Origin of the sequence: Sphingopyxis chilensis, from assembly GCF_035930445.1 — a bacterium.
In the GTDB taxonomy this organism is placed as follows: domain Bacteria; phylum Pseudomonadota; class Alphaproteobacteria; order Sphingomonadales; family Sphingomonadaceae; genus Sphingopyxis; species Sphingopyxis chilensis.
The window spans coordinates 788,733-801,756 of record NZ_CP142394.1 but is presented as its reverse complement, the minus strand read 5'-3'; the positions used below and the strand labels follow the sequence as shown (position 1 = coordinate 801,756).

Genomic DNA, 13,024 nt, shown 5'->3' with positions numbered 1-13,024 from the left:
CCCCCACTAGGGGGCGCATGCTGCTATCAACGAGCCGGGCTAGCCGGCTCAAACGTGAACAGATCACTGCGATAATTCCGCAGTTTGTCGGCAATCTTATTTGCGTCCACAACTTTGCGAACGACCTGGTCTCCGCGCTCGAAGACATCGTCCTTGTTGTTCGTGGTGAAGCATTCTTCCCCAGTTACAACCAAAAACCGGTTCGCATTGCGCTCATGAATCTCCAGAAGTTCATGAAGCCTACGTTGATCGAGGTTTCCGTTCCCCGTCTCGAACCACCCCAGGAACTGATCCCACTGCTCGGCAGTACCGACAAAACCCGACCGGAGCGACGTCTGGGCCAAAGCTCCGAGACCGTAATACATCAGCTCACGAAACGGACCGGAGGCAACCGCCAAAGAAATTCCAGCATCTTCCATGGCGGCAAACCCGACGGTACCAAATGCCCTCTCAACGTCGATTTCGCGGCCCGCGATGGGGCTCAACAGACGGTAGCGCTCGGCCAGTGCCAGGCTCTGCTGATCGTTCCGACCAGTCAGCACCTTGAGTCCGCTTTTGTCAAAGTTCGCCTGTTTGGCGACCCAATTCATCATCATCTTTTTGGTCTTTCCATTGCGACGCGCGCCAACGGTTGGCGTGCTCGAGAGCCAGAAATCCCCCAAAAGCGAATCGGCTCTGAAATTGATGTAGGTTTGCAAAAGAACAGCTGCAAGTCTATTTCCTTTTTATTAAATCACATGACCGACATTTTGACTATACATTGGTCGTAAATTACACTATACATTTGCCCTACCTGATTTGTTAGTTGACATGGTTTCCGATTATCGCGATCATTATGGCATTGCGATTCGGGATATTTCCTTGTTTGAAAAATTTTCTTTAAGCCTGAGCCTTTCCTTGGCCGATACTCAGATCGAGGATGTGCGAGTTGTGCGCCGCCAAGGAGGCGGCCACGTGAGAATCTCGAACGGGCGCCGCGCCCGGGCGATGGGGCGCTATTTCAGCGTCAAAATGGGCAATTTGCTGCCGTGGGAGTCACGGCTCGAGCTGCGTGACTTATACCGCTGCGAGGTCGATCCGAAAATCACGTCCTATTTCGTGCAGCCCGAGACGATGCACTGGCGGTGCGCGGGAAAAGCTCGTCGCTATACGCCGGACCGCATTGATCACGTGGCGGGCGGTCAGCGGAGAGTTATCGAGATCAAGGACAGCTTCGATCCTAAAGCAGATACGGATTACACCGAGAAGCTGGAACAAGCGTCCCAGATTTACGCTGCCTTGGGTCACAATTTCGAGATCAGGGAACGCTCAGCGATTTTGAACGAGCCGTCCTTTTCGGCAATTGAAGAAATTCAGGCTTATCGCCGCACGGCTATCACCCCGGTCGACATTACTACCGTACACCACGCGCTGCGGAGCGAGAGCAAACCGCTGAGCGACATACTCTCAATGATGAATGGTGCTCATCCTAAAGCCACGCTCTTCGCGATGGCGGTGCGCCGGTTCGTAAATATCGATGTGACCAACGGGCTGCATGATGGCGCAGCAGTATCGCTTCTTGAGGCCAATTCGCCGTGAGGGGCTTAATCAATTTTGAGTTCGGCGAACGGATCACGGTGGATGGTGACGAACTGACCTTTCACAGTCTGGTTCCTCCGCTGAAGCCTCGCGCCGATGGATCGGACGATCTCCAGTTCCTTGGCATTCGTTCGCGGCGAGCTGTGAACTTCACGCCCGACGAATTTCTGACGGCATATTCGCAGGGCAAAATCCGCCTTCATCGCACCAAAGACACGCCTGGCGACAGCTGTGGAGACGATGAATCGCCAACCAAGAAGATTTTGCGGGCATGGAGGCTCTTCTGGGTGCGCGAGTACGATAAATCGCCGGTCCCAAAATCGACATCCAAGCTGCAAGCATTCATCAGCGCCAATATGGGGCGCCAGCCGGACCCTATTGATCCGCCGAGCCCCCATACGCTTCGCAGGTGGTTGCGAGAACGTGGTCAGGATGGGGACCGGCGACCGAAACAAATGGGTGATCGACAGCGTACGAACGCTGGTCGCCGGTCTTTTCATCCGTCCGTGAAATCGGTCTTTGAAGCAGCGAGCGGCCGATACTGGTCCAACTACAAACTTACCTTTGAGGATTTTCAGAATGAGGTTCGCGCCCAGTTGATTCATGAGAACCAGCGCCGAGTGGAAGAAGGCCAGTCGCCTATTAAGGTGCCCGGCCGCACCACGTTGTGGCGTTGGCTCCAGATGGAACGGACGTATGACAACGTAGCGGCGCGGCAGGGAAAGCACATCGCGGACCGGCAATTCAAAGGGATCCGAAACTCGCTCAGCACAAAGCGGATCTTGGACGTGGCAATTCTCGACCAAAAAAGGATGGACGTTCATATCTGCGATGCAACTCGCCGGTTCGTCATTGGCAGGCCTTGGCTCGCCGCACTGATCGATGTCAAATCGAGGATGATACTTGGATACTCTCTATCCTTCGAAGACCCGAGCGTTCTTTCTGCGATGAGCTGCATCCGTGCAGCCATGCGGGGGATGCCGGAGATGAAACAAAGATTCCCTAAAATTGACGGACAGTGGGAGGCATTTGGCGTCCCCCGCACAATTCTGGCTGACAACGCTTGGGAGAATACCGGTTCCTCGTTCGTCGACGCTTGCGCCGACTCTGGCATATCGATCGAGTGGGCTCCGGTAAGGCGACCGGAATATAAGGGAATTCTCGAACGCTTCTTTTCACGCCTGGACAACCAGCTCGTTCACAAACTGCCCGGCGCCGTAGTCGATAATCCTGTGGCATTGCGAGAACGACGGATCGATCCCCAGTCAGACGCCGTCTTGACCCTCCAAGAACTTGACGAGTTAGTCTGTACCTACCTTGTCGAAGTCTACTCGGTCGACAGGCACGACGGCATTTATGACACACCTTTGCGGGTCTGGCGTGAGGGCGTCAAACGCGACGGTTTGGAGTTGGCTCACGATCTCTCGGCTTTGGACCATGCAATGGGCAAGTTGGTTCGCGATCGCATGCTGAGTCACGAGGGCGTGAAATTTCGAGGGCTTTCGTATCGGTCGGATGCGGTCGACACTCTCCTCGCTGACTTGCTTCCTCTCCAGCCGGCTAACGTCCGTCGGGGTTCGGCGAGGGTGAAAATCAAGTACCATCCCGAGGACTTGTCGCGGGTCTTCGTCTGGAATGAGGTTAAAAACACCTATGTGCCTTTGCCGTGCACGAACGAAAAATACGCCTACCGCCTCAGTGAGCGTGTCCACCTTGAGCTTCAACGCCGTAAGGGCGAAAATGACGAAGACTTCATTACGGACGATGAACTTTGCGTTCGCAAGTCGGCCCTTCTGCGCAGCATTCAGCAAAGTTACGACAAGCTGCCCCTGAAGGAAAGGCGTCGTAAGGCACGATTGACGAGTTCACTCGCCCCGTCGGACGACGCTAGTATCAAGATCGAAACGGTCGCCCACCGCGTGGGTGGTGACAAACCCGAAAAGGGAACAGTGCGAGCTCGCACCGTTAGGCCGAAGGTCCCGGCGACAGCACCTGTCACATTCGAGGAATCTCCGCCTTTCGATCCCTTTGCCGATCGCGACCGTGCAAAGTCGATCGGACAATCACTCGAGCGCATCGCATGACGGGCGTTATTGACCTCCCTTCGCCAGCCCAGCGTCGTGCTTTAATGGATAGCATCGTTATTGATAACCCGCGGGCAAGGGCCGCCCATGGGACGTTTGACTACCTTGTCGAGCTTAGCGGACTTCAACCGGGCCAACCGAAGCGTTGCGCGAGCTTGATCGCCCCTGCGCAATCCGGGAAGACGACGATAATCGATAGCTATATCCAGAAACTCAATACCCATGAAGCTTTGATGGCCGGAGAGATACCCGCACTCAAGGTTACGCTCGGCGCCAACACTACTCGCCGACAGTTTGCTCAAGATATTTTGGAAGCATTTGAGGGCTTTGGCTGCAATGCGCTGGTTGAATCTGGAACCGAGGCCCAACTGTTAAGGAGGGCTGCGAACTACCTGGTTGCGAGAAAGGTTAAGGTGCTATTTCTCGATGAATTCCACCACCTGGTACACAGCGACAACCGCAAGGTTGTCATGTCGGTCAGCGAGACCGTGAAACGTCTGCTTATCACCGGGAGCTGTCCGATCGTGGTTGCAGGGCTTGAGGAGGCGAGGAAGCCCTTCAGTGGAAACGCTCAATTGGCTCACCGCACCGAAGATCATATCGATCTCCATCCGCTCGACCCGACATCAACTGCGGACCGCGATCTTTTCTGGGCATTTTTGTCGGATTATTTGCTGAAATCCGAACAGGTGGGTGCGGGCAAACTTCGTCATCTTCTGAATGATGACATCCCCGCGTGCATCCTGGAGGTTTCGCAGGGTGTCCTCGGAGCCGCGTGTAACCTCATCAAGGATGCGGTTCAACTCGCCGGGACCAAATCTAGAATGCTCGTAGACAAGGCGGACCTTATCGGGGCAACTGATCGAGCAATAATCAAAGGTCTATATACTCGGAACCCCTTACGTGATGGCCTCGGCCCGATACGACGCAGATTGGCTCCTGTATGATCAGGCCTTTTTGCGCACCCGTAGAGATCCATTCGGACGAGAGTTTGCTTTCGGCAATAGCGCGATCCGCTGAGGTCAATGTGCTGCCAGCAACAGCAACCTTGCTTCAGCATGCAAATGTTAATGCGCCGCGCACAGCGTTCGTACCATTCACTCAATCGGCCGCTTCCGCCAACATCGGGCAACTTATGGGGATATCTCCGATTGAGGTTGCTCGCCGCATGCTGCCCCGCTTGGAGGAAAGTGAACGCACAACCGTCGATTGGTTTGGGACGCCGCTGGAAAGGCGATTTGTCGAAGCAAATGTGAGACGATTGTCGTTTGCCGCCCTGACGGCCGGGCCATATGCGCGCAGTATCTGGATGATCAGGCCTCTCCTATACTGCCCAGATAATTTTGACGCGCTTCAATCGAATTGCCCTGCTTGCCAAAAGAAGCTGGGATGGACTCGGTCGCTGGGAGTTGCCGTTTGCGAGCATTGTGAAAAGCCGCTCACGGGACGCTCTCCAAAATTGCCGGCCGAAAGTCGGCGTGAGTATCAAAACATCGCCGCGCTCGTCGATATGGATCCCAAGCGGCGTGACGCCTCTGCTGCACTTCTCCCCTTGCCCTTTGGTGACTGGGACCATGGGGACATCTTTGCGGCCGCGATCGACTTGGGCGCATTGGCACAGAACGCAAGCCGCACCGATTGTCGCAACCTTTGGCGCCAACTAGCTACTGGCGATTTCTCCCCGTTGCGAGACAATGGGATATTCCAAGGGTGGGATATTTTGCTGGGTGGACCCAATGCTGTTGATAATCTGTTGCGAAAGATCATAGGTGCGCGGAGGAATGACGGAAATCTGCGACAAGTTTTGGGTCCTATCAGTAGGTTTTTCCATTCGAAATCCAAATCCCCGCTCTGCAACCTTATGGAAAAACGCGTAGGCCTCATACTACGTGAACTCAAATTGCCCCTTAAAGTAATGTCGCGATCACGCGCCCTGTGCACCGAGCGAACGGAATCGATCGCGATGTGGGACGCTATGCGAGAATTCAGCATCAGTGATAAATTGCTCAAAAGGCTTGCCGTGCGCGGGGACTGCCTACTCGGAAAATCTGCAGGCGAAACTGGAGTTCATCTTTTTGATCGTGTCAAACTGCAGAAAGCTGTTGGACAGATGAGATCGGGAGTGGGCATTTTTAAATTCTCCAACGATATGGGTATGCCTGCGTACGCGATCAGTGCGCTTATCGAACACGGGCTTGTTGAGCGAATTCTGGATGAGAACGTACAACTTCTCGCCCCGCACCCGCTGCTGGAGCCTGCCTCTGTGGCGGATCTCTACGATTTATTCGCCTCCCTCCCGCCGCCGAAGAATGACTCCAATCTGGTCAGCCTCTCAACGCAATTGGCGAGCGATCTGTCTCCGTTCGCGTGGTCGGACACATTGTTAGCGATCAAACGTGGCCAGCTAAGAGCGTTCTTAGCCGCCGGGGGTGAAAGCTGGAGCGAAAGAGTAGTCGCGCATCCCGGCGCGTTACGTACCCACCTTGAACAAGCCCGAACGCTTCCGCTTCCGGACATTTACATCCCCGCTTGTACGGCGGCGCCGATAATCGGAGTGAATGACGTTGTACTGGGACGAGCTGCTGAATCCGGCCTTCTACGGAAGCACGCTAAAGGATTCTTGCTCGAAGATTTGGCTGTTTTTCGCTCTACCTACGTTTTTCCAAGTGAGATATCTAAATGGTTTGATGGCTCAGGTCGGAGCTTTGCCAATGCGATGGCGGAAGCTGGCCTTTGTCCAGCGGCGACGCTCCACAAGAGCAATATTTGGCGACGATCCGACGTCAATCTGGTGTTTGGGAGTCAGCAAATCCGGAATTTCGAAGCAGTTGAGTCAGCGGTACCGGAATAAGGAGTCCGGATCCCAAACATCCCCAGCCGAAAAACTGGGGAAATCCTCAACTCTTATACGCCGTGATGAGTCGGCGAATATGGAACGCGACAATAATATATGAGGTGGTGGTGCCTGGGGACGGGATCGAACCGCCGACACTGCGATTTTCAGTCGCATGCTCTACCAACTGAGCTACCCAGGCGAAGCGCTTGCGGCTGGTCGGCCGCGCTGGCGAGCGGCGGCTATAGGCAGGGCTTTGCATCCTGTCCAGCACCTTTCTTGGCTATTTATTCCTCGTCGAAACGATCGTCGTCGGCGGTGCCGTCGGGTGCCTGGACGGCGGGCACGCGATAGTCCTCGCCGAACCAGTTCAACAGGTCGCGGTCGCGGCAACCGCGGCTGCAAAAGGGCTTATATTCGGGATCGCGCGGCTTGCCGCAGAGCGGGCAGCGCGGGGATTTACTGGGCATGGCCCGCTCCTTTGACAGCCGGATCCGTGACGAGGCGGACGGCGCGGCCGGTACGATTCTGCAATGTTTCGGTCCAATGCGCGTGCGCGGCGATATGGTCGATCACCCGTGCGCGCGCCGTCAACGTCAACACCCCCGTCCCGACCGCCCGTTCCGCCCGGCGCAGCAGCAATGCGGCGTCGGTCGCGACGGGATCGAGCCCGACCTGTTCGATCAGCGAAGGGCGGTCCCGGCGTCGGACGATCTGCATGAAGCCGAAGCCGTTGACCGCGGTTCGCTCGAACGGCTGCGGCAGCGCGTCGTCCACCGCGGCGTCGATCGCCTGCCGTCCCGCACGATCGGGCACGGAGGGAAAGTCGATCCCGATCGACCCGCCGACGTCGCAGCGACGGATGACGGCTGCCGCCTGCCGCGCGCCCTCCGTCGCCAGCGCCAGCGCATCGCCCTCGCCGTCGATGTCGATCAGCAGCATCGCGGGGGTCGCATCGACCCACAGCGCGCCGCGCGCAAAGGGCCAATGGCCGGTGCGGACATGGTCGATCAGTTCGGACCAGCCCGCCTGTTCGAGACGGTCGGGACCGGCCGGATGCAGATCGATGACGGCGATGCCCGTTGCGGTGATGCGCGCGCGCAGGTCGGGACCTTCGCCGATCGCAGCGTCAACCTCCGCCATTCGCGCGCGCGCGGGTTTGTCGCGGCCGCGTTCGCGCAGCGCCATGCGGGTGATTTCGACGATCAGCCGCGCCCCGGTCGAGGTCGACGGCGGCAGGTCGGCGAGCGTCGCCTGCGGCGCGCCCGGCCAGTCGAGCGCGACGAGCGCGCCCTTGCCGCCTTTGCCCGCCTCAACCAGCTTCGCTTCGAGGATCGCGCCGACGCGCGGGCCGTCCCCGTCGCGTTCGATCCGCGCTTCGACGATTTCGCCATTCTCGACGAGCGCCGCGCGCGCTTCGCCGATCCCGGCTTCGTAGAGCCACTCAGCCAAGCGGGATTCCCGCGCTGCTCAAAAGTGCGCGCGCTTCGAAAAGCGGCAGGCCGACGACGTTCGAATGGCTGCCCGACAGGAAGCGGACGAAGGTTTCGGCGCGGCCCTGGATCGCGTATCCGCCCGCTTTGCCCATCCCTTCGCCGCATTCGACATAGGCGTCGATCTCCGCGGCGCTCAGCGCCTTGAAGGCTACGATCGTATCGACGACGCGGACGCGTGGCCGGTCACCGGTACCAACGACGCAGATGCCCGACCAGACATGATGGCGGCGGCCGGACAGCAGGCCGAGCATCCGGCGGAGGTCAGCCTCGTCGGCCGGCTTTTCGAGGATGCGGCGCCCTACGGCCACCGTCGTGTCGCCGGCGAGGACGACCTCGGCCGGGGCGCGCTCGACCGCGAGCGCCTTGGCCCGCGCGAGGCGGGCGACATAGTCGCGCGGCAGCTCGCCCTTCAGCGGCGTCTCGTCGATTTCGGGCGCGGCGATGCGCGTCGGCTCAAGACCGATCCGCGCCAGCAATTCGCGCCGACGCGGCGAGCTCGAAGCAAGCACCAGCGCGGGAATGGTCGCCGCGCCGCTCACTTGAAGCGATAGGTGATCCGACCCTTGGTCAGGTCATAGGGGGTGAGTTCGACGAGCACCTCGTCGCCCACGAGAACGCGGATGCGGTTCTTGCGCATCTTGCCGGCCGTGTGACCCAGAATCTCGTGATCATTTTCCAGTTTGACGCGAAACATCGCGTTGGGCAGCAGTTCGACCACCTGGCCGCGCATTTCCAGAAGTTCTTCTTTCGCCATCTATCCTCTATGGGCTCGAAATATCAGGATGCGGGCCCATAACCGCAATTCGCAGCAATTGGAAGCAATCTGTCACAGTCGTCATTCGACGAGGCGCAGCTTGCGCGCGGCACGCCAGCCGACGGTCTTCATCCACGCATAGCTCGGCCAGCGCGGGGGCATGACGGGGTCGAGCCCCATGCGGCGCAGCGCGGCGTTGGCAGCGTGCGCCTCGGATTCGCGATAGCTCCATTCGCTGCGCCATGTGATCGACAGCGAGATCGACGGCGCATCGCCATTGGCGACAAAATGCGGCGCCATTACGGGCATCAGCACCGCGTCGCCGGGGCCGAGCGGCACCTGCTGCGCCTCTTCCCGATACCCTTCCGCCCATGGCAGGTTGCGGTGGCCGCCGGTGTGATAGCGTTCATGCTCGCGGCGATGCGCGAAGCGCTCGTCGCCCGCAGGCCAGACGTTCATCACCTTGCGCCCCTTGAGCTGGAGCAGAATGTTGTGCTCGGGGTCGAAATGGAACGGGGTGATCGACCTCGGCGACGAGATGAAGATGAAGCCTTGCGGCGTCAGCATCGCCCCCGTGCGTGGGCTCACGACGGGTTCGAGCTCGCCGAGCAGGTCCATCAGCAGCGCGCGATAGGCATCCACATTCTCGATATTCTTGAGCACCGCCCAGCTGCCATTCGTATCGATCGTGCGGATCGTCTCGCCGATCGACAGGCCGTTCGACGGGACATCCTCCGGCCGGATGCCGATCGGCACATTGCCGGGATTATATTCTACCTCACTCGCGGGCAGGCCTTCGCCCAGTCTGGCGAGCGCTTCAAGCGACAGGAGCGGATGGTCGGGAAGATGATGCTGCAGCAATCCCGCCCGCTGCGGATAAAGCTCCGCCATCCGCTCTAGCGTTTCGGCGGGGAATACGGCACGGTCGATCGGCTGGTGCGCGGTCATGTCGGGCTTTCTAGCTCATTTGCGGGCATGGCGGCACCCTTCCAGCGCCGCCACAGGCGCTCGGCCTTGCCCAGCATCGCAAAACGCAGCCGGTCGGCGGGCGCCGACAGCGGCACATTGACCCAGACCAGCGAACGGCGTTCGCGCCAGACGCTGTCGATCATCGGGTGGCCGGGCGCGGCGCAACTGTCGACCCACGCGATCTTCGGGTCTTCGAGCAGGTCGAGGTTCGCCTGTTGCAGCAACACCCCCGGCGAGAAGCGGGCATAATCCTCGTCGAACGCGGTCTTGAACGAAAAGCCGCCGGGCGGGCAGAGGAAATTGACCAGCATCGCGAGCGGGCGGCCGCCGAGGTCGAGCGCGCGCATGTCGAGCTTGCCCGCGTCCGCCGCGCCGGTCACGATCGCGCGGAACCACGCCTCGGTATCGCCGTGGCTGGCGAGCGCCGATCCGGCGCGCCCCTTCCAGCCGCGCGCTTCGAGATCGAGGAAGGCGTCGATCCACGGACTGGGCGCGTCGCCCGCCTGCCAGTGGCGAAAGCCTACCGCGCCCTCTTCGGCGAGCCGGTTCGCCTGACGGCGCAATTCCTTGCGTTTCTTGGCGCGTACCGCGGCATCCCAATAGTCGCCGGGCGACAGCGGGCTTTCGAGAAGCGCGCGTTCTTCGCGATGCACCACCATCGCCTCGCCGCCGCGCGCCCGCGCGACCTCGACCAGCGCGCGCTGAAGCGGGCCGTCCTCGGTCAGGCGCGGCACATGCAACAGCGTCTGCGCCCAGGGCGACGCATCGCACCAACCGAGCAGGATCGACCAGAAGAGACTTTCGAAACCGGCGCGCACCAGCGGAGCCCCGTGAAAATGATTGGGGTGCGCCCAGCCGGTGACGTGGCGCATCGGCAGGCGGCCATAGTGAAGCGCGGGCGCGACCGGCATGACCCCGATTACCGGCCCGTCGCGGCCGCCCTGTACGAGCACGAGCCGCGCTTGGCGTTCGGGATCGAGCAGATGGAGCGCCGATTGCAGGCACCAGCGTTCGGCGAAAGGATTGGGTTCGCTCGCCTCATCGCCGAGCCGGTCCCATGCGGTCGCGAGGTCGTCCGAGAGCGACAGCGGATCGACGATACGCACGGCCAGCGGCGCGGCTTCATCGGCGCTCGTCGGAAAGGCGGGATGGACCGTCATCGGCGAGAGATTAGCAGCGAAGCGTTAATATGGCGTGGCGATTCGTTCGGGGTTTTCGTCAAGCGACACCGGGTCGGGATAGCGGGTTTCGACCGGAGGCTGACATGCAGGCTCCCCACTCCGTTCGCATCGGGCGAAGTCGAGATGCCCCTCGGGCTAAGCGCCACATCGATGGGTGTCTCGACTTCGCTCGACACGAAAGGAAAAAGGGAACGGCAGCTCCCCACCCGAAAACCGAAGCCACAGTTCAAATCCCGAACAGCTTCGCCAGCGATTTTTCGAGCATGAAGAATTGCCAGATCAACCGGCCGTGATCACGGCGTCCCGACTGGTGCGCGGCGACGATCCGTTCGATTTCGGCCATGTCGAACCAGCCCGAACGCGCGAGCGTCGACGAGGTGGCAAGCCCCTTCGCCTGTTCGACCAGCGGGCCGCGGAACCACGCCGAAACCGGCGTCACGAACCCCATCTTGGGGCGGTAAAGGATATCATGCGGCAAATAGCGCTCCATCGCCTGCTTCATGATCACCTTGCCCGTTCCGCGCTTGACGCGCATCGATGCGGGGAGGCTCGCGGCAAATTCGATCAGGCGGTAATCGAGCAGGGGCTCGCGCGCCTCAAGGCTGACCGCCATGCTCATCCGGTCGGTCTTGGTCAGGATATCGCCCGGAAGCCATATCTGCATATCGGCATATTGTGCGCGGTCGAGCGGCTCGCGCGCGGGGGCGTCCTTCATCGCCTTCCAGTAGCGCGCCTCGGCGACATGGTCGCCGAGCGCGCGGTGCGCGGCATCGTTGAACAGACGCGCGCGCTGCGCCTGCCCCGTTACGCCGACCGCCTCGGCATAACCCTCCGCCCCGTTTTTGGAGAGGCTGGCGAGCGTCGCGCGGGCCCGCAGCGGGCGTGGCGCCCAATCCATCTGCGGCCAGACATGCGACAGCGGCCCGAGCACGCCGCGGCGCAGGACGCCGGGAATGAGGCTCCGGAGCTTTTCCTCCTGATGCTGGAACACCAGACGGCGGTATCCCGCGAAGGCCTCGTCGGCGCCGTCGCCCGAGAGGGCGACCGTCACCTCTTCGCGCGCGAGTTCGCAAACGCGGTAGGTGGGGAGCGCGCTGGCGTCGGAGAAAGGTTCGTCGAACATGTCTGCGATCCGGTCGACGAGCGCGAAATCGCCCGAAGAGACGGTGCGCGTGCGGTGGTCGGTGGCAAAGCGTTCGGCGATCTGCTGAGCGTAGGCCGTTTCGTCGAGCGCGGCCTGATCGAAGCCGATGGTGCAGGTCTTGACCGCCTTCGTGCTCGCCTCCGCCATCAGCGCGACGACCGCGCTGCTGTCGACCCCGCCCGACAGGAACGCGCCGAGCGGCACATCGGCGACCATGCGGTCGGTCACCGCGGCGCGCATCAGGTGAACCAGATGCTCGGCCGCCTCGCCTTCCGACGCGCGGATGCGTTTCGAGAAATCGGGCGCCCACCAGCGCGTTGGCGCCGGTACCCGCTTGCCGCGTTCGAGCATCAGATAATGGCCGGCGTGCAGCTTCTCCACGCCTGCGACAATGCAATTATCATCGGGGACATAGCCGAAGGCGAGGAAATCCTCGATCGCGGTCAGGTTCGCTTCCTGCCGGAGCAGCGGATTGCGGAGCAGCCCCTTCAGTTCCGATGCGAAGGCCACCGACCCGTCGGACAGGCGAACATAATGGAGCGGCTTTACCCCCAGCCGGTCGCGCGCGAGGAACAGGCAGCCGCGCTGGTGATCGTGGATCGCAAAGGCGAACATGCCGTTGAGCCGCGACAGGCAGTCGGGGCCCCATTGGCGCCACGCGGCGATGATGACCTCGGTATCGCCGCTGGTGCGGAAACGGTGGCCACGATCCTCGAGTTCGGCGCGCAGTTCGCGAAAATTGTAGATTTCGCCATTGTAGGTGAGCGTGACGGTCTCGTCGTCGCTCGCCATCGGCTGCGGGCTGCCCGCGATGTCGATGATCGAGAGGCGGAGATGGCCGAGGCCGACACCCGGCGCCGTCCACTCGCCCGATCCATCGGGGCCGCGATGCTGCATCGGCTGAAGCATCGCGCGCAGGCGGGCCGGGTCGACCGGCTTCGCCGTTTCGAGATGATAGATGCCCGCGATCCCACACATATGTGGC

At 60.7% G+C, this 13,024-nt stretch carries 12 protein-coding genes and 1 tRNA gene; 4 read left to right on the top strand and 9 right to left on the bottom strand.

Translation table 11 applies throughout. The features are described 5' to 3' along the window. Positions 1-26: 26 nt before the first annotated feature. Positions 27-698 (bottom strand): hypothetical protein, encoded by a 672-nt coding sequence (locus tag VSX79_RS03680; protein ID WP_326914448.1) that lies wholly within the window; start codon positions 696-698, stop codon positions 27-29. A 112-nt stretch (positions 699-810) separates the two neighbouring features. Between VSX79_RS03680 and VSX79_RS03675 the strand changes: the two genes are divergently transcribed. Genes VSX79_RS03675 through VSX79_RS03660 form a run of 4 tightly spaced genes read left to right on the top strand, consistent with a single transcriptional unit; the run spans position 811 to position 6,513 of the window. Further along, positions 811-1,578, top strand: a complete 768-nt coding sequence (locus tag VSX79_RS03675) for a TnsA endonuclease N-terminal domain-containing protein (RefSeq protein ID WP_326914447.1) — start codon at positions 811-813, stop codon at positions 1,576-1,578. Next, entirely contained in the window at positions 1,575-3,662 is a 2,088-nt protein-coding gene (locus tag VSX79_RS03670) for a Mu transposase C-terminal domain-containing protein (protein WP_326914446.1), read from the top strand. Before VSX79_RS03675 ends, VSX79_RS03670 begins: the two co-directional genes overlap by 4 nt. Then, positions 3,659-4,609 carry an ATP-binding protein gene (locus VSX79_RS03665; protein ID WP_326914445.1) on the top strand — a complete coding sequence of 317 codons (951 nt, stop codon included), beginning with the start codon at positions 3,659-3,661 and terminating at the stop codon, positions 4,607-4,609. The genes VSX79_RS03670 and VSX79_RS03665 overlap by 4 nt, the downstream gene beginning before the upstream one ends. Further along, complete coding sequence (locus VSX79_RS03660) at positions 4,606-6,513, top strand: hypothetical protein (protein ID WP_326914444.1); 1,908 nt, start codon at positions 4,606-4,608, stop codon at positions 6,511-6,513. Before VSX79_RS03665 ends, VSX79_RS03660 begins: the two co-directional genes overlap by 4 nt. A gap of 108 nt (positions 6,514-6,621) precedes the next feature. Here VSX79_RS03660 and VSX79_RS03655 read toward each other — a convergent pair. The 8 genes from VSX79_RS03655 to VSX79_RS03620 form a co-directional block, all read right to left on the bottom strand. Continuing rightward, positions 6,622-6,697: transfer RNA gene (locus VSX79_RS03655), tRNA-Phe, on the bottom strand. A gap of 85 nt (positions 6,698-6,782) precedes the next feature. Further along, positions 6,783-6,965, bottom strand: coding sequence for a DNA gyrase inhibitor YacG (locus VSX79_RS03650; RefSeq protein WP_179499835.1), 183 nt, complete (start codon positions 6,963-6,965; stop codon positions 6,783-6,785). Beyond that, a complete protein-coding gene (locus VSX79_RS03645) occupies positions 6,955-7,947 on the bottom strand; it encodes a ribonuclease (protein ID WP_179499834.1) in 993 nt (330 codons plus the stop codon). The genes VSX79_RS03650 and VSX79_RS03645 overlap by 11 nt, the downstream gene beginning before the upstream one ends. Then, positions 7,940-8,530, bottom strand: coding sequence for a Maf family protein (locus VSX79_RS03640; RefSeq protein ID WP_326914443.1), 591 nt, complete (start codon positions 8,528-8,530; stop codon positions 7,940-7,942). Before VSX79_RS03640 ends, VSX79_RS03645 begins: the two co-directional genes overlap by 8 nt. Further along, the gene (gene infA, locus VSX79_RS03635; protein ID WP_010162480.1) at positions 8,527-8,745 is read right to left on the bottom strand and encodes a translation initiation factor IF-1; all 219 of its coding nucleotides are present in this window, start codon (positions 8,743-8,745) and stop codon (positions 8,527-8,529) included. The genes VSX79_RS03640 and infA overlap by 4 nt, the downstream gene beginning before the upstream one ends. 81 nt (positions 8,746-8,826) lie before the next feature. Beyond that, positions 8,827-9,693 carry a cupin-like domain-containing protein gene (locus tag VSX79_RS03630; RefSeq protein WP_179499833.1) on the bottom strand — a complete coding sequence of 289 codons (867 nt, stop codon included), beginning with the start codon at positions 9,691-9,693 and terminating at the stop codon, positions 8,827-8,829. Beyond that, on the bottom strand, positions 9,690-10,874 hold the full coding sequence (locus tag VSX79_RS03625) for a GNAT family N-acetyltransferase (protein ID WP_326914442.1): 1,185 nt from the start codon (positions 10,872-10,874) through the stop codon (positions 9,690-9,692). The genes VSX79_RS03630 and VSX79_RS03625 overlap by 4 nt, the downstream gene beginning before the upstream one ends. 247 nt (positions 10,875-11,121) lie before the next feature. Further along, positions 11,122-13,017: an XrtA/PEP-CTERM system amidotransferase gene (locus VSX79_RS03620; protein WP_326914441.1), complete on the bottom strand. Its 1,896-nt coding sequence runs from the start codon at positions 13,015-13,017 to the stop codon at positions 11,122-11,124. Positions 13,018-13,024 lie beyond the last annotated feature (7 nt).